Annotated in this window: 14 protein-coding genes; 9 read left to right on the top strand and 5 right to left on the bottom strand. The window is 76.7% G+C overall.

What is annotated here, in order from left to right:
• Positions 1 to 288 precede the first annotated feature (288 nt).
• Entirely contained in the window at positions 289 to 1,248 is a 960-nt protein-coding gene (locus FBY24_RS04100; protein WP_142158300.1) for a hypothetical protein, read from the top strand.
• A 266-nt stretch (positions 1,249 to 1,514) separates the two neighbouring features.
• Here the strand turns inward: FBY24_RS04100 and topA are convergent, their stop codons facing one another.
• The 3 genes from topA to FBY24_RS04115 all read right to left on the bottom strand — a co-directional run bounded on the left by topA (position 1,515) and on the right by FBY24_RS04115 (position 5,821).
• The gene (gene topA / locus FBY24_RS04105; RefSeq protein WP_142158303.1) at positions 1,515 to 4,244 is read right to left on the bottom strand and encodes a type I DNA topoisomerase; all 2,730 of its coding nucleotides are present in this window, start codon (positions 4,242 to 4,244) and stop codon (positions 1,515 to 1,517) included.
• 102 nt (positions 4,245 to 4,346) lie between these two features.
• Positions 4,347 to 5,291 carry a phosphatase PAP2 family protein gene (locus FBY24_RS04110; protein WP_255432210.1) on the bottom strand — a complete coding sequence of 315 codons (945 nt, stop codon included), beginning with the start codon at positions 5,289 to 5,291 and terminating at the stop codon, positions 4,347 to 4,349.
• Positions 5,292 to 5,401: 110 nt separating this feature from the next.
• Complete coding sequence (locus tag FBY24_RS04115; RefSeq protein WP_142158305.1) at positions 5,402 to 5,821, bottom strand: hypothetical protein; 420 nt, start codon at positions 5,819 to 5,821, stop codon at positions 5,402 to 5,404.
• A gap of 187 nt (positions 5,822 to 6,008) precedes the next feature.
• Between FBY24_RS04115 and FBY24_RS04120 the strand changes: the two genes are divergently transcribed.
• The 4 genes from FBY24_RS04120 to FBY24_RS04135 all read left to right on the top strand — a co-directional run bounded on the left by FBY24_RS04120 (position 6,009) and on the right by FBY24_RS04135 (position 9,538).
• On the top strand, positions 6,009 to 6,653 hold the full coding sequence (locus FBY24_RS04120; protein WP_142158307.1) for a TetR/AcrR family transcriptional regulator: 645 nt from the start codon (positions 6,009 to 6,011) through the stop codon (positions 6,651 to 6,653).
• A 71-nt stretch (positions 6,654 to 6,724) separates the two neighbouring features.
• Positions 6,725 to 7,477 (top strand): response regulator transcription factor, encoded by a 753-nt coding sequence (locus FBY24_RS04125; RefSeq protein WP_142158309.1) that lies wholly within the window; start codon positions 6,725 to 6,727, stop codon positions 7,475 to 7,477.
• Between the two features lie 10 nt (positions 7,478 to 7,487).
• A complete protein-coding gene (locus FBY24_RS04130; RefSeq protein ID WP_255432211.1) occupies positions 7,488 to 9,029 on the top strand; it encodes a cell wall metabolism sensor histidine kinase WalK in 1,542 nt (513 codons plus the stop codon).
• Between the two features lie 119 nt (positions 9,030 to 9,148).
• Positions 9,149 to 9,538, top strand: coding sequence for a VOC family protein (locus FBY24_RS04135; protein WP_142158312.1), 390 nt, complete (start codon positions 9,149 to 9,151; stop codon positions 9,536 to 9,538).
• 9 nt (positions 9,539 to 9,547) lie between these two features.
• Here the strand turns inward: FBY24_RS04135 and FBY24_RS04140 are convergent, their stop codons facing one another.
• Positions 9,548 to 10,459: a hypothetical protein gene (locus FBY24_RS04140; protein WP_142158314.1), complete on the bottom strand. Its 912-nt coding sequence runs from the start codon at positions 10,457 to 10,459 to the stop codon at positions 9,548 to 9,550.
• A 119-nt stretch (positions 10,460 to 10,578) separates the two neighbouring features.
• Here FBY24_RS04140 and radA point away from each other — a divergent pair, with 119 nt between their 5' ends.
• Together radA and disA are read left to right on the top strand one after the other, a co-directional pair.
• Entirely contained in the window at positions 10,579 to 11,991 is a 1,413-nt protein-coding gene (radA, locus tag FBY24_RS04145; RefSeq protein ID WP_142158316.1) for a DNA repair protein RadA, read from the top strand.
• A gap of 56 nt (positions 11,992 to 12,047) precedes the next feature.
• On the top strand, positions 12,048 to 13,121 hold the full coding sequence (gene disA, locus FBY24_RS04150; protein WP_142158319.1) for a DNA integrity scanning diadenylate cyclase DisA: 1,074 nt from the start codon (positions 12,048 to 12,050) through the stop codon (positions 13,119 to 13,121).
• A gap of 42 nt (positions 13,122 to 13,163) precedes the next feature.
• On the opposite strand, the gene FBY24_RS04155 is transcribed toward disA, so the two are convergent.
• Positions 13,164 to 13,790, bottom strand: a complete 627-nt coding sequence (locus FBY24_RS04155) for a hypothetical protein (protein ID WP_142158321.1) — start codon at positions 13,788 to 13,790, stop codon at positions 13,164 to 13,166.
• 120 nt (positions 13,791 to 13,910) lie between these two features.
• Here FBY24_RS04155 and FBY24_RS04160 point away from each other — a divergent pair, with 120 nt between their 5' ends.
• Both FBY24_RS04160 and FBY24_RS04165 read left to right on the top strand, forming a co-directional pair.
• The gene (locus tag FBY24_RS04160; protein WP_304515635.1) at positions 13,911 to 14,828 is read left to right on the top strand and encodes an A/G-specific adenine glycosylase; all 918 of its coding nucleotides are present in this window, start codon (positions 13,911 to 13,913) and stop codon (positions 14,826 to 14,828) included.
• 92 nt (positions 14,829 to 14,920) lie between these two features.
• Positions 14,921 to 15,706, top strand: a complete 786-nt coding sequence (locus tag FBY24_RS04165) for an alpha/beta fold hydrolase (protein WP_160158419.1) — start codon at positions 14,921 to 14,923, stop codon at positions 15,704 to 15,706.
• Positions 15,707 to 15,736 lie beyond the last annotated feature (30 nt).

Raw genomic sequence — 15,736 nt, forward strand, 5'->3', positions numbered from 1 at the left:
GGGCGCCCCGCTCACCCCCCCGCCGACCCCGTGGTCGGTGGCGGCACCCGGGGCTGCATCGGACCGGATGACGGGTTCGGCACCCGCAGGTCCCGTCATCCGGCGACCTGGCCCGGTCCCAGCGCGTCGCGACCCCGTCATCCGTGGCGGGGTCCGGTCGCGGAGCGGCACGGATGACGGGGTCGGCGGGTGGTCAGCGAGCGGTCCACAGGTGGGGAGATGAGCGGGGCGCGCACAGGTCGGGCCCGCCGGGGCCCGGGGCAGGGGCGGGGGCGGTGGGGTGCGGGGGTGCGACCGTCACCGCCCCTCCCGCCCGACCTGCTGGCCCTGGCCGCCCAGCAGGAGGGCCTCGTCTCGGCCCGGCAGTGCGACGCGGCCGGGCTCGACGCGCACCGGCGCATGCGCCACGTGCGGGCCGGCACGGTCACCGCGCCGGCCCGCGGGGTCCTGGACCTGGTGCCGGCACGGCCCGCACCCGACGACCCCGCCGCAGCCCGCCGGCGGACGGCGTGGTTCGGGCTCCTCGCGTACGGGGAGCAGCAGGCCGTGGCCGTCGGGGCCTGCGCACTCGCCCTCCACGGCGTCGCCGGGCTGCCCACCGTCATCCGTCCGGAGGTCGCACTGCCCGGCGCCGACCACCGACGACCGCGTGCCGGCGCACGGGTCCGCTGCTTCGAGGCTGGCATGCGCGTCGAGACGGTCGGCACGGCACGGGTCGCCGACCCCGTCACCGCCCTGGCGCAGGCCGTCTGCGAGCTCTCGCGCCGCCACGCGGTCGCGGTCCTCGACAGCGCCCTGGAACGCGGGCTGGTGGACGCGGACGCCCTCGCCCGGACGCGCCGTGCTGCGCGCGGCCGTCGGGGCGCCGCCCGGCTGCACGACTGGTGGGACCTGGTCGACGGGCGGTCGCAGTCACCGCCCGAGACGTGGGCACGGCTCGAGTGCGTCGACGCGGGGGTGCCGCCGGACGCGCTGCAGGTCCCTGTGATCGGGGCCGACGGCCGCGTGGTCGCCCGCGGGGACCTGGGGTGGCGGCGCGCTGACGGACGTCTGCTCGTCCTGGAGATGGACGGGACCGGGCCGCACGCGACGCCCACGGCCCTCTACCGGGACCGCGAGCGGCAGAACGCGATCCTCGCCGGCGGCACGACCGACCTCCTCCGCTTCACGCCCGCCGACCTCGGCACGACGAAGATCCCGACCGCCGTCACCCGCTGGCTCTCACGCTCCGGCCCCGCGACCCCGTGATCCATCGCCCCGACACCCGCCCACCCGCCACGGATGACGGCCTCGGCGCAGACGGTGCAGATGGCACGACCCCGACTCGTGCTGCCGACCCCGTCATCGGTGGGCTCGAGGTGCCCGCCGGCGTCAGGGATGACGGGCTCGGCACGCCCACGGGGCGTCCGAGCCCGGGACGTCGGGGCAGCTCGATCCCGCGAGCCCGTCATCCGTGGTGGTGGCGCCGGGTCCGGCGGCACGGATGACGGGGTCGCGGGTGTGGAGGACGGGGGTCAGGAGCGGGTGGTGGCCTTCTTGCGGGGGGCGGCCGGCTTGCGGGCCGTCGTGCGCTTCTTGGCCGGGCCGGCCGCACGCTTCTCGGCGAGCAGCTCGACGGCCTGCTCCGGCGTGATCGACTCCGGCGTCACGTCGCGGGGCAGCGTCCGGTTGGTCTCGCCGTCCGTGACGTACGCGCCGAAGCGGCCGTCCTTGACCACGATCGGCTTGCCGCTGGTCGGGTCGGTGCCGAGCTCGCGCAGCGGGGGCGTCGCGGTCTGCCCGCGGCCGCGCTTGGGCTGGGCGTAGATCGCCAGCGCCTCCTCGAGCGTGATGTCGAACAGCTGCTCCTCCGACGCGAGCGTCCGCGAGTCCGTGCCCTTCTTCAGGTACGGGCCGTAGCGGCCGTTCTGGGCGGTGATCTCGGCGCCCGACTCGGGGTCGACGCCCACGACGCGCGGCAGCGAGAGCAGGCGCAGCGCGTCGTCGAGGGTGACGGTCGCGAGCGACATCGACTTGAACAGCGAGCCCGTGCGCGGCTTCGGCAGCGCCGCGAGCGCCCTCTTGCGGGCCGCGGCCGACAGGTCCGGGTCCAGCTCGGGCTCGGGCAGCACCTCGGTGACGTACGGCCCGTAGCGGCCCGAGCGGGCGACGATCGGCGTGCCGGTCGTCGGGTCGGTGCCGAGCACCTTGTCGCCCTCGGGCTGGGTCTCGAACAGCTCGTGCGCCTTGGCGACGGTGAGCTCGTCGGGCGCGAGGTCGTCCGGGACGGACGCGCGCCGCGGGTCGTCGTCGGGGCCCTCGCCGGGCGCCTCGATGTACGGGCCGTAGCGGCCGACGCGCAGGGTGATGCCGTCGCCGATGTCGATGGAGTTGACCTCGCGCGCGTCGATCTCGCCGAGGTTCTCCACGATCCCGCGCAGGCCGCCGGTCGCGGACGCCGCCCGGTCGCCGAAGTAGAACTCCGTCAGCCACGCGACGCGGTCCTTCTGGCCGGCGGCGATGGCGTCGAGGTCCTCCTCCATCTCCGCGGTGAAGGAGTAGTCGACGAGCCGGTCGAAGTTCTCCTCGAGCAGGCGCGTGACGGCGAACGCGAGCCATGTCGGCACGAGCGCCTGCCCGCGGCCGGTCACGTAGCCGCGGTCCTGGATGACGCCGATCGTGGCCGCGTATGTCGAGGGGCGGCCGATGCCGCGCTCCTCGAGTGCCTTGACCAGGGACGCCTCCGTGTAGCGCGGCGGCGGGGACGTGCGGTGCCCGTCGGCCGACAGGTCGGTGCCGGTGAGGGGGTCGCCCTGGGCCATCTGCGGCAGACGGGCGTCCTTCTCGGCCGTCTTCTCCTGGCCCGACGCCTCGTCGTACCGGTCGACGTCACGCCCCTCCTCGTACGCGGCGAGGAAGCCGCGGAAGGTGATGACGGTGCCCGAGGCGGAGAACACGGTCTCGACCGGCTCGGCGCCGGCCGGCCGGGCCGTGGCGGCCAGACGCACCGACGCGGTCTGCCCGCGCGCGTCGGCCATCTGCGACGCGACGGTCCGCTTCCAGATCAGCTCGTACAGCTTGAACTGGTCGCCGGACAGCTCGCGCGCCACCTGGGCGGGGGTGCGGAAGTGGTCGCCGGCGGGACGGATCGCCTCGTGCGCCTCCTGGGCGCCCTTCGCCTTGGACGTGTAGACGCGCGGGGCGTCGGGCACGTACTCGGCGCCGTAGAGCTCGGCGGCCTGGCGGCGGGCGGCGTCGACGGCCTGCGTGCTCAGCACGGGCGAGTCGGTCCGCATGTAGGTGATGTAGCCGTTCTCGTACAGGCCCTGCGCGGTGCGCATGGCCTGCCGCGAGCTCATCCGGAGCTTGCGGGACGCCTCCTGCTGGAGCGTCGAGGTGGTGAACGGCGCCGCGGGACGGCGCGTGTACGGCTTGGTCTCGAGGGACTGCACCGCGAACGCGGCACCGTCGAGGCCTGCGACGAGCGCCTGCGCACGCGCCTCGTCGAGCGCCACGACGCCGCGCCCCTTGATCTGCCCGCGGTCGTCGAAGTCGCGGCCCGAGGCCACGCGCTCCCCGCCCACGCCCGTGAGGCGGGCGGTGAACTGCGGCTCGTCGGCGTCGGCGACCGCGAAGGTCCCGGTGACGTCCCAGTAGTCGGCGGCGACGAACGCCATGCGCTCGCGCTCGCGCTCGACGACCAGCCGGGTCGCCACGGACTGCACGCGCCCGGCGGACAGGCCCTGGCGGACCTTGCGCCACAGCACGGGGCTGACCTCGTACCCGTACAGACGGTCGAGGATGCGGCGGGTCTCCTGCGCGTCGACGAGGCTCTGGTCGAGCTCGCGGGTGTTCTCGAGCGCCCGCGTGATGGCCTCGCGGGTGATCTCGTGGAACACCATGCGCTTGACCGGCACCTTGGGCTTGAGCTCGGCCAGCAGGTGCCAGGCGATGGCCTCGCCCTCGCGGTCCTCGTCGGTCGCGAGGAAGAGCTCGTCGGACTCCTTGAGGAGCTTCTTGAGCTCCGCGACCTTCTTCTTCTTGTCCGCGTCGACCACGTAGTACGGGGCGAAGCCGTTCTCGACGTCGACGGCGAACTTGCCGAAGGGCCCCTTCTTCATGTCCGCGGGCAGCTCGGACGGCTGCGGGAGGTCGCGGATGTGCCCGACGGACGCCTCCACGTCGTACCCGTCGCCGAGGTAGCCGGCGATGGTGCGCGCCTTCGCGGGGGACTCCACGATGACGAGCTTGCGACCTGCGGACATCTGACCGGCCTTCCGTGCCGTGCGCGTACGGGCGTGACGAGGGTGGGGGCGACGCACCCGGCGCCGGGGCGCGTCCGTACCGTGGGACTCTACGTGCTCCCGTCAAGCCGGACGGGCGGGCGTCTCGCGCCTCGAACCCGCGGCGTGCCGCAGCGCGAGCATGGCGGCGAAGGTCAGGCACGCGGCCGCGACGACGGCAGCCGCGCCGCCGGCGTACGCGGCGAGCTCGTCGGCGCGCGACGCCTCCTGGGCGCGGTCGGCCCAGGCCTGCAGCAGCAGCAGGGTGGCCACGACGCCGGCGCCGGCACCGAGGGCGGCGAGGAGCGCGGTGGTGCCGCGCGTGCGGCGGCGCCACGGGTCGATGCCCGGGACCGCGCGCAGCGCGGCGGTGGCGGTGGTCGCGGCGGGTGCGGGCTGCAGGGCCATGACGGCGCAGACGATCGCGGTCCAGCCGAGCACGACGAGGGCTGCGGCCACCACGTCCGACGGCCGGTGCCACTGCCCGACGAGCGTGGAGACGCCGGTGGCGGTGGTGTAGGTCGCACCGACGACGGCGACCGCCGGCCGGGCCTGCGGCGGCACGACGAGCAGCAGGGCGGCGGACACCGACGCCGCGGCGGTCGTGTGGCCGCTGGGCAGCGTGTTGCCGTAGTCGGCACCGACGCCGAGGTCGGGCCGGTCGAGGGCGGCCTTGACGAGCTGCGTGGTGAGGTTCGCGCCGCCCACGAGCAGGGCGACGTGCATGGCCAGGGACCAGCGCCGACGGACCACGGCGATGAGCACGGCGCTGACGAGGACGGCGGCGATGAAGCCGACCGACACGACGTCGAGGACACGCTCGGCCACGACCCAGAGCTGGGTCTGCCCGTACGCGGCGCCGTCGAGGGCGCGGTCCTCGACGCGCTGCCCGGCCCACGTGACGACGAACGTGCGCCACAGCAGCGCGACGCCTGCGGCGCTGGCGACCGCGACGGCGAGGGAGGCGAGCACCACGGCGACACGGGCGGCCGGGCGCACGGGTGGCGGGGTGGTCGGGGCCTCGGGCACCCGCACACGGTAGGGCACCTGACGGGGCGCGCGGGTCGGGGTGCGCGCGGCGGCGGCCGGCGCGCGCGGTGCGTGGTCCCCACCGGGCACCGGTACGGCGTCCGTGCTGGTCACGCAGGCTCCGAGGGCGAGGCCTCCGGTGCCGCGACGACGGCGTGCCGGCACCCGGCGAGCCGGGCGCGGGCGTCCGCGTCGGCCCCGACGCACAGCAGGCAGCCGCCGCGCGCCTCGAGGGCCGCCCCGGCCTCGTCGATGACCTCGGCGGCGTGCGGGGACCGCAGCCGGGCGGAGCGCAGGTCGAGGACGACGATCGACGCGCAGGCGGCGACGGCGTCGAGGAGCGTGCGCAGCCGTCCGACGTCGTCGCGGCCGAACGACCCGGTGGGCCGCACGTTGACGGTGATCCACGGCTCGGGACCGGTGCCGGCGCGCGCCGGCGCCGGGGTGCCCACGCCGCCGGGGAGGAGGACGAGCTCGGCGTTGCCGGTGCCGGTGCGGCGCGTGCGGGTCGCGGTCGTGGTGGTCGTCATGACGTCTCCTCGGTGCTGCGTCGGTCCGCCCCTGCGCCCCGCATCCCACCTGCGCCACCTGTGACCCCGCTGGACGCCCGCCCCGGGGTTGCTGGGTCGGTGCCCGCCGCGCCCCTCCCGAGCAGGGTGGCGACGCGCCGCGCCTGCGCCCTCCTGACGTGTCAGTCAGCGGGCTAGGGTGCCGGGCATGGACGAGCGGGGGCGCGCGCGCCGGGGGTCGGGCGCGGAGCGGCACGAGGAGGTGGTGCGCGCCGCCGCGGCGGTGTTCGCCGAGCGGGGCTACACCAACGGGTCCCTCGCGGAGGTCGCCGAGCGCGTGGGCATCACGCGCGCCGGCGTGCTGCACCACGTGGGCTCGAAGGAGCAGCTGCTGGTCGAGGTCCTGGAGCACCGGGACCGCGAGGCCGTGCGCGACCTCGAGGGCGGGCGCCTGCCCAGCGGGGTCGCGCTGTTCCGGTACCTGATGGGCACCGCCGAGACGACCGCGGCCGACCCCGGGCTCGCGCAGGGGTACACGGTCGTCATGGGCGAGGCCGTCACCGCCGGGCACCCCGCGCACGCGTGGGCCGTGGAGCGTCAGCGGTTCTGGCGCGCGCACGTCGCGGACGCGGTGCAGCGCCTCGGCGAGGGCGTCCCGCGCGCGACGGCCGAGCGGGCCGCGAGCGCGATCCTCGGCGTCATGGACGGCCTGCAGGCGCAGTGGCTGCTGGACCCGGGCGCCGTGGACCTGCCCGAGGCCACGCGGTTCGGCATCGAGGTGATCCTCGCGGGCGTCGTGTTCGAGTCGCGGCGCGAGCAGGTCGACGCCGGGGACGACGCGCCGCCCGGGTGAACCCGGACGTCCTCAGGCAGCTCACAGGAACGCTCCAGGGGCGGCACAGGGCCGACGCACAGGGTGGGCACATGACGACGACCGCACCCGCCCCCCGCACCGCGTCCCGCCCCGACGTGCTCTCGCGCGCCGACGGCTCGCCCGTCCGCGCCCTCGTGGTCGACGACGAGGCGACGCTGGCCGAGCTGCTGTCGACCGCGCTGCGGTACGAGGGGTGGAACGTGGAGCACGCGCTCACCGGCCACGCGGCCGTCAAGCGGGCCAAGAGCCTCGACCCGGACGTGATCCTGCTCGACGTCATGCTCCCCGACATGTCGGGCCTGGACGTGCTGCGGCGCATCCGCGCGACGCACCCGCACGTGCCCGTGCTGTTCCTCACGGCGCGCGACGCCGTCGAGGACCGGGTCGCGGGCCTGACGGCGGGCGGCGACGACTACGTGACCAAGCCGTTCAGCCTCGAGGAGGTCGTGGCGCGCCTGCGGGCGCTGCTGCGCCGGGCCGGTGCCGTGTCCGCCCGCGAGGACTCCGTGCTCGTGGTGGGCGACCTGCGGATGGACGAGGACTCGCACGAGGTGTGGCGCGGCGACGACGAGGTCCGGCTGACCGCGACGGAGTTCGAGCTGCTCCGGTACTTCATGCGCAACCCGCGCCGGGTGCTGAGCAAGGCCCAGATCCTCGACCGCGTGTGGCAGTACGACTTCGGCGGGCAGGCGAACATCGTCGAGCTGTACGTGTCGTACCTGCGCCGCAAGATCGACAAGGGGCGCGAGCCGATGCTGCACACGCTGCGCGGCGTCGGGTACGTCCTGCGTCCCGCGTCCTGAGAGGGTGAGCGTGCCTCGACGCCGTGCGCGCTGGACGCTGCGCCGCCGGCTGGTCGTCGTCGTCCTCGGGCTGGTGCTGGTCGTCGGCACCGCGATGGGCGCCGTCTCGACGCTCGCGCTGCGCGACTCGCTGGTCCAGCAGGTCGACGAGCGGGCGCTGGAGGCCGCGCAGCGCGCGGTCCGCGTGACGGAGGGGATCCCGCGCGACGAGGACGGCACGATCCCCGACCCGGGCGTGGTGCCGGGCGGCCGGCCCGAGCCGCTGGGCGTGCCGGGGCAGGACGTCGGCACGATCAGCGTCGTCGTGTCCGACGACGGCGTGCGCGCGGGCTTCTACGAGTTCGTGGACGGCGACCCCGTCTTCACCGCGCTGACCGACGCCCAGCTCGCGGCGCTGGCCGCCGTGCCCGCCGACGGCACGGCGCACTCCGTGAGCCTGGACGGCCTCGGCACGTACCGCGCGGTCGCGATGACCTCGTCGACGGGCGACGTCGTCGTCAACGCCCTGCCGACGGCCGACGCCACCGCGACCGTCGAGCGCTACGTCGTCGTCGAGGTGCTGGTCGCGGCGGGGGCCCTGCTCCTCGCGGGCGTGGGCGGGTCGCTGCTGCTGCGCCGCGAGCTGGAGCCGCTGACCCGGGTGGCGGCCACCGCGACGCGGGTCGCCGAGCAGCCGCTCTCGCGCGGGGAGGTCGAGATCGTCGCCCGCGTCGACCCGCGCGACACCGACCCGTCGACCGAGGTCGGGCAGGTGGGTGCCGCGCTGGACCGGATGCTGGGGCACATCGAGTCGTCGTTCGCGGCCCGGCACGCGTCGGAGCAGCAGGTGCGCCAGTTCGTGGCGGACGCGAGCCACGAGCTGCGCACGCCCCTGGCGTCGATCCGCGGCTACACCGAGCTGGTGCGCCGCTCCCCCGACGAGCTGCCGCCTGCGACGCTGGCGGCGCTGGCGCGGGTCGAGGCGGAGTCGGTGCGCATGACGGCGCTCGTCGACGACCTGCTGCTGCTGGCCCGTCTCGACGCGGGCCGCCCGCTGGACCGGGAGCCGGTCGACCTCACGGCGCTGGCGGTCGACGCCGTGACCGACGCGCACGCGGCCGGCCCGGACCACGTGTGGCGCCTCGACCTGCCCGGCGGGACGGGCGGCGACGACGCGACGGACGAGGGTGACGGGCCGGACGACGAGGACCTCCAGGTCGTCGGCGACGACCACCGCCTGCGCCAGGTGCTGGCGAACCTCACGTCGAACGCGCGGCGGCACACGCCGCCGGGCACGCAGGTCACCGTGGGCCTGCGGCGCGACGGGGACGCCGTGCTGCTGACGGTCGCCGACGACGGCCCGGGGGTGCCGCCCGAGCTGCGGGACCGGCTGTTCCAGCGGTTCACGCGCGGCGACGCGTCGCGCAACCGGGCGGCGGGCTCGACGGGCCTGGGCCTGGCGATCGCGCACGCCGTGGTCGCGGCCCACGGCGGCACCCTGACCTGCACCAGCGCGCCGGGTCGCACGACGTTCGCGGTGCGCCTCCCGGCGGCGGGCGCGCCCGACGTCTGAGACTCACCCGTACAGGTGAACCGATCCGTCGGCCGGACGGGGTCGGCCCCGGGAGCGGCACCGACCGGTGCCGCGACGACCCGGCCGCCGACGACGGCCCGGCCCCGGAGGGCAGACCCGTGCTCGGCAGCACCCCCGCGTTCAGCAGCTTCTCCGTCGACGACCTCGACGCCGCGCAGACCTTCTACACCGACGTCCTCGGGATCGTCGCCGACCGCACCCCGATGGGCCTGTGGCTGCGCCCCGCGGGCGGTGCCGCGGTGTTCGTGTACCCCAAGGGCCCGGAGCACGCGCCCGCGAGCTTCACCGTGCTCAGCTTCAGCGTCCCGGACGTCACGCGGGCCGCCGCGGCGCTCGTGGAGCGCGGTGTCGAGCTCGCCCGCTACCCCGGCGCGGCGCACGACGAGGACGGCGTGGTGCGCGACCCCCGCGGCCCGCACATCGCCTGGTTCACGGACCCCGCCGGCAACGTCCTGGCGGTCCTCGAGGAGCGCACCGCGCCGGCCTGAGGCCGACCGTCAGAGCGGGAAGGCGGCGTACAGGTCGAGGATCTGGCCGACCGGGCCGGTGATCTCCAGCACGGCGGTGCCGTTGCTCCACACCGCCACGCCCGTGCCGTCGCCGGCGTCGACCACCGTGTAGGTGCCGACCGTCTCGCCGTCGACGACCACGTCGCCCGTGGCCGGGAGCGCGGGGGCCGCGGTGGACCCGGCCGTCGGCGTGCCGTCCGCCTCCTGCGCCTCGGGCAGCCCCTGCGCGACCGCGTCCGCGACGGCGGCGGCCTCCTCGGCCGTCTCCCACTGGCCCGCGCGCACGGTCAGGGTGGCGTCGCCGCCGTCCGTCCACGTCTCGAGCCAGGCCTCCAGGGCGCCGTCGGCCACCCGCTCGGCGTCCTCCTCCGACGACGCGACGGCGTACTGCAGCACCGTGCCCGGCAGCGCGGACGCGAAGGCGGTCGTGGCGTCCCGGCCGACGGGGTCGATCGTGCTCGTCGGGGAGGCGAGCACGACCGTCGACGTCGACGGGCTGGGTGCCGCGGGCGTGAACGCGCCCTGCCCGGCGAGCACGCCGGCGACCACGCCACCCACGACGACGACCGCCCCGGCCACCACGACGGGGACGAGCCACCGGGGGCGACGCGACGGCTCGTCGCTGCCGGCGGGCCCGGTGGGCGGCACCGGCGCGGGCGGGGCGGACGCGCGGGCGGCCGACGCGGGCAGCCCGTGCCCGGGCGTGGCGTGACCACCCGCCGACGCGTGCCGGGGCGGGCCCGCAGGCGCGCCACCGGCACCGGACGTGCCGCCCGCGCCGGGTGCGGCGGGCGCCCACGACGGCTGCGCCGGCCGCGCGTCGGGCCGGCCTCCCGGTCCGCGGGGCGGTCCGGGGTCGGGTCGTGGTCCCGGCTGCGGCGGCTGCCCGGTGTCGCTCATCGCGAGGTCCCCCCTCGTGTCGTCCGCCGGCACGGGCCGGCACCTCGGCAGCCTAGCGACGCGCCCGGCCGGCGGGCGGCGCGGCGCGCGTGTGGGCGCGGGCACGTACGGTCCGGCACGTGAGCCAGACGACCGCACGCCGCGCCGACGCACGCCGCACGCCCGAGGCGCGCACCACGTTCCGGTGCGCGGAGTGCGGCTGGTCCGCACCCAAGTGGGTGGGCCGCTGCGGCGAGTGCCAGGCGTGGGGCACGGTCGCCGAGGACGCCGGGCCCGGCGCCGGCGGGCCCCGCACGGCGGCCGTCGCGCCGACGCGCGCACCGGCCCGGCCGATCCACGAGATCGACGTCGAGGCCGCCGCGGCGCGCCCGACCGGCGTCGACGAGCTCGACCGGGTGCTGGGCGGCGGGCTCGTGCCGGGTGCGGTGGTGCTGATGGCCGGCGAGCCGGGCGTCGGCAAGTCGACGCTGCTGCTGGACGTCGCGGCGCGCGCGGCCCGGGGCGGGCGGCGGGTGCTCTACGTGACGGGCGAGGAGTCGGCCGCCCAGGTGCGCCTGCGGGCGGGGCGGATCCACGCGCTGGACCCGCAGCTGCTGCTGGCGGACGAGAACGACCTGGGCACGGTGCTGGGGCACGTCGAGGCCGTCGACCCGCAGCTGCTGGTGCTCGACTCGGTGCAGACGGTGTCGTCCGCGCAGGTCGACGGCGCGGCCGGCGGGGTCGCGCAGGTGCGCGAGGTCGCGGCGTCGCTCATCGCCGTGGCCAAGTCCCGGGGCATGCCGGTGGTGCTGGTCGGCCACGTGACGAAGGACGGCTCGGTCGCGGGACCGCGCACGCTGGAGCACCTCGTGGACGTGGTGTGCCAGTTCGAGGGCGAGCGGCACTCGCGGCTGCGGCTGCTGCGGGCGACGAAGAACCGGTACGGGCCCACCGACGAGGTCGGCTGCTTCGACCTGTCCGAGCGCGGGATCGTGGGGCTGGCGGACCCGTCGGGCCTGTTCACGTCGCGCCTCACCGCGGACGTGCCGGGCACGTGCCTGACCGTCACGCTCGAGGGGCGCCGCCCGCTGGCGGCCGAGGTGCAGGCGCTCGTCGCGCCGAGCGTCGTCCCGAACCCGCGCCGCACGACCAGCGGCGTGGACTCCAGCCGCCTGGCGATGGTGCTGGCGGTGCTCCAGCGCCGGCTCGGCGCGCGCCTGGCCGACCAGGACGTGTACGTCTCGACGGTCGGCGGCGCGCGGGTCGTGGAGCCGGCCGCGGACCTGGCACTCGCGCTCGCCGCGGTCGGCGGCCGGGAGAACCAGCCCGTGCACACCGGCCTCGTCGCGGTCGGCGAGGTGGGGCTCGCGGGCGAGATCCGCCCGGTGCCGGGCGTCGGCCGCCGCCTCGCCGAGGCGGCCCGGCTGGGCTGCACGCGCGCGGTGGTGCCGGCGGGTGCGCTCGACGACGTGAGCGTGCCCGACGGCCTGCACGCCATCGAGGTCGGCGACCTCGCGGCGGCGGTGCGCGCCGGGCTCGCGGACCCCGTGTGAACGTCTCACCCGGGAGCGGCGCTGGTCTTCTGTCACGCCCCCGATACGATTCCCGCGTGCCCCACCCCGCTCAGGAGGACCTGCTGAGGTCCACGCTCGCCGCCGTCGCTCCCGGGAGCGAGCTCCGCGACGGCCTCGAGCGCATCCTGCGCGGCCGCACGGGCGCCCTGATCGTGCTGGGGATGGACCCGACCGTCGAGCAGCTCTGCTCCGGCGGGTTCGTGCTCGACGTGGAGTTCTCCGCGACCCGGCTGCGCGAGCTGGCCAAGATGGACGGCGCGGTCGTCCTCGACCCCGTGCGCGGCCGGATCGTGCGCGCCGCGGTGCAGCTGCTGCCCGACCCGTCGATCGAGACCAGCGAGTCCGGCACCCGGCACCGCACCGCCGAGCGGGTCGCCAAGCAGACCGGGCTGCCGGTGATCTCGGTGTCCGCGTCGATGCGGATCATCGCGATCTGGGTGGGCCATCTGCGCCACCAGCTCGAGGACTCCACGACGATCCTGTCGCGCGCGAACCAGGCCCTCGCCACCCTCGAGCGCTACAAGGCGCGCCTCGACGAGGTCAGCGGCACGCTGTCCGCGCTGGAGATCGAGGACCTTGTCACGGTCCGCGACGTGTCCGCGGTGGTCCAGCGCCTGGAGATGGTGCGCCGCATCTCCGACGAGATCGCGGGCTACGTGGTCGAGCTCGGCACGGACGGTCGCCTGCTGACCCTGCAGCTCGACGAGCTCGTGGGCGGTGTCGGGATCGAGCGCGAGCTGGTCATCCGCGACTACGTCGACACGGGCCGCCGCCCCGTCGAGACCGTGCTGGACGCGCTCGCCGAGCTCGACTCCACGCAGCTGCTCGACATCGCGCACATCGGCCGGGTGCTCGGGCTGCCGGGCGCCGGCGAGGCCCTCGACGCGGCGGTCGGCCCGCGCGGCTACCGCCTGCTGTCGAAGGTCCCGCGGCTGCCCGTCGGTGTGGTCGACCGCCTCGTCGGGCACTTCGGCGGTCTGCAGAAGCTGCTCGCCGCGACCACCGACGACCTCATGGCCGTCGACGGCGTGGGCGAGCAGCGCGCGCGGTCGATCCGCGAGGGTCTGTCCCGGCTCGCCGAGTCGAGCATCCTCGAGCGGTACGTCTGACCCGAGCGGGACGCCTGACCTGACCGGGACGTCCGGGGCGGGTCAGCCCAGGCCGAAGGTCGCGCCCGGGGCCTCGACGCCCTGCACCTCCAGGCCGATCGCGTAGGAGCCCGCACCGGGCTCCGGCAGGCCGTCCGGGCAGCCCTCCGCCGAGCGGACCCGCGTCCACGTGAACGTGGTGACGTCGGACTGGTCCCCGGCCAGCAGGAGCGTGCGCTCGGGCACGTCCTCGCCGAGGCAGTCGCGGTTGGACCACACGCGGTCGTCGCCGGACGTCACGACGATCGTGCGGGCCGCCTCGCCGGCGTCGACGAGGCACGGGTCGGCACCGGTGTTGGTCAGGGTCACCTCGAAGGTCGGCTCCTCGCCCGCGCCGAAGGCCCCCGCCGTCGGCTCGATGGCGACGATCAGCGCCGGGTCCGCGCAGTCCTCGACGCCGCCGTCGGGGGCGTCGGTGGTGCCCGCGTCGGTGGGTGTGGCGGGTGCCGACCCCGTCGGGGTGCTGGTGGGCGACCCGGTGGCCACCGGCGTGCCGCCGCCGCGGCCCACCAGCCAGCCGACCAGGATCCCCACGAGCAGCAACGGCAGCCCGAGGACCACGAGGCGACGGACCCAGTAGACGCGGGCCGGCAGGCGGCGGGCGGGCCGCGGGTCGTGCCGGTCGTCCATCGGTCCTCCGTCGCGCAGGTGGGTGGGCGTGCGGCGACAACGGTACGAGGCCGGGGGGCCGGGGCGCGCGCCGGCACCAGGGGGTGGGCACCGGGTCCGACGGGTGGGGCACGATGAGGCGTGCTCCTCCCCGACGCCCCGCCCGCGCCCCACGACCTGCGCGCACCCGTGCTGGCCTGGTTCTCCGAGCACGCGCGGGACCTGCCGTGGCGTGCCGCCGACCGCACGCCGTGGGGCGTGCTCGTCAGCGAGGTGATGCTCCAGCAGACCCCGGTCGTCCGCGTCGAGCCGGCGTGGCGGGCGTGGATGCAGCGCTGGCCGGGCCCGGTCGATCTCGCGGAGGCGTCGACCGCGGACGTGCTGCGCGCCTGGGACCGGCTCGGCTACCCGCGGCGGGCCCTGCGGCTGCAGGAGTGCGCGCGCACGGTCGTGGAGCGGCACGGCGGCGTGCTGCCGTCGACGGAGGCGGAGCTGCTCGCGCTGCCCGGGGTCGGGGCGTACACGGCGGCCGCCGTCCTCGCGTTCGCGTACGGACGGCGTTCGGTGGTGCTCGACACGAACGTGCGGCGCGTGCTGGCGCGCACCGTCGCGGGCGAGGCCCTGCCGGCGCCGACGCAGACGGCCGCGGAGACGCGGCTGGCGGCGGGGTACGTGCCGGACGACGACGCGACGGCGGCCCGGTGGGCGGCGGCGTCGATGGAGCTGGGGGCGCTGGTGTGCACGGCGCGGGCGCCGCGGTGCGACGCCTGCCCGGTGCAGGACCGGTGCCGATGGCTGGCGGCGGGCCGCCCGGGCGACGTGCACGCGCACCGACGGCGCACCCAGGCGTGGGCGGGCACGGACCGGCAGGTGCGGGGGCGCGTGATGGCGCTGCTGCGGGAGGCCCTCGGCCCGGTGCCGGCGGCGGCGGTGGACGCGGTCTGGCAGGACGCCGGGCAGGTCGCGCGGTGCGTGGACGGGCTGGTCGCGGACGGGCTCGTGGAGCGCGTGCCCGCGGCGTCGGTGGACGACCCGCCGACGTACCGCCTGCCGGGCTGAGGCTCGGCGTCTCAGGCTCGGTGCCGCGGGTGCCGCTGTGGGCGGCCGGTCGTAGCGTCGCACCGACGACGGGACGACGAGGGGGTGGCCGCATGAGCACGGGCAAGGGCACGGGCACGGGCACGGGGGCAGGAGCGGAGGCGGGTCCCGGCGCGGACGGGCGGCCGCCGGTCGTCCTGGTCGCGGGGTTCTGGCTCGGGGCGTGGGCGTGGGACGAGGTCGCGTCCCTGCTGCGCGCGGACGGTCTGGAGGTGCACGCGGTGACGCTGCCGGGCCTGGGGTCCGTCGAGGAGGACCGCGCGGACGTGCACCTCGCGGACCACGTCGACGCGGTCGTCGACGCGGTCCGGGCGGCGGGGCGGCCGGTGGTCCTCGCGGTGCACAGCGGTGCGGGGGTGCCGGGCTACGCGGCGACGGACCGGGTGCCGGGGCTCGTGGCCGCGGCCGTCTACGTCGACTCGGGACCGGGCAACGGTGCGCTCGACCCGACGTTCGACGGCGTGGAGCTGCCCCTGCCCGCGTGGGACGCGCTGGTCGAGGACGGCAACAGCATCGACGGGCTGACGCCCGAGCACCTCGAGCGGTTCCGCGCGCGCGCCGTGCCGCAGCCGGGCGGAGTGATCCGCGAGGCGCCCCGGCTGGCGGACGACGCACGCCGCGTGGTGCCGACGGTCGTGCTGTGCACGTCGTACTCGTCGGAGCAGGTGCGCGAGGCGGTCGAGGCGGGGTACGCGTGGGTGGGCGGGCTCGCCGAGCTGCGGGACGTCACCTGGGTCGACGTGCCGACGGGCCACTGGCCCATGTGGTCGCTCCCGCGCGAGACCGCGGACGTGATCGCCGGGGCGGCGGCCACCGCGGCGCGGCGCGCGGCACCCTGACGTCGGCGGGGGCGCCGGGCACGCCTCGAC

It is taken from the genome of Cellulomonas sp. SLBN-39, assembly GCF_006715865.1.
Taxonomy (GTDB): domain Bacteria; phylum Actinomycetota; class Actinomycetes; order Actinomycetales; family Cellulomonadaceae; genus Cellulomonas.

Bases quoted from the DNA above. Each gene is read 5' to 3' on its own strand.
- topA (WP_142158303.1), bottom strand. From the start codon at position 4,244: ATGTCCGCAGGTCGCAAGCTCGTCATCGTGGAGTCCCCCGCGAAGGCG.
- FBY24_RS04140 (WP_142158314.1), bottom strand. From the start codon at position 10,459: ATGAGCGACACCGGGCAGCCGCCGCAGCCGGGACCACGACCCGACCCC.
- FBY24_RS04125 (WP_142158309.1), top strand. From the start codon at position 6,725: ATGACGACGACCGCACCCGCCCCCCGCACCGCGTCCCGCCCCGACGTG.
- FBY24_RS04120 (WP_142158307.1), top strand. From the start codon at position 6,009: ATGGACGAGCGGGGGCGCGCGCGCCGGGGGTCGGGCGCGGAGCGGCAC.
- FBY24_RS04165 (WP_160158419.1), top strand. From the start codon at position 14,921: ATGAGCACGGGCAAGGGCACGGGCACGGGCACGGGGGCAGGAGCGGAG.
- FBY24_RS04115 (WP_142158305.1), bottom strand. From the start codon at position 5,821: ATGACGACCACCACGACCGCGACCCGCACGCGCCGCACCGGCACCGGC.
- FBY24_RS04155 (WP_142158321.1), bottom strand. From the start codon at position 13,790: ATGGACGACCGGCACGACCCGCGGCCCGCCCGCCGCCTGCCGGCCCGC.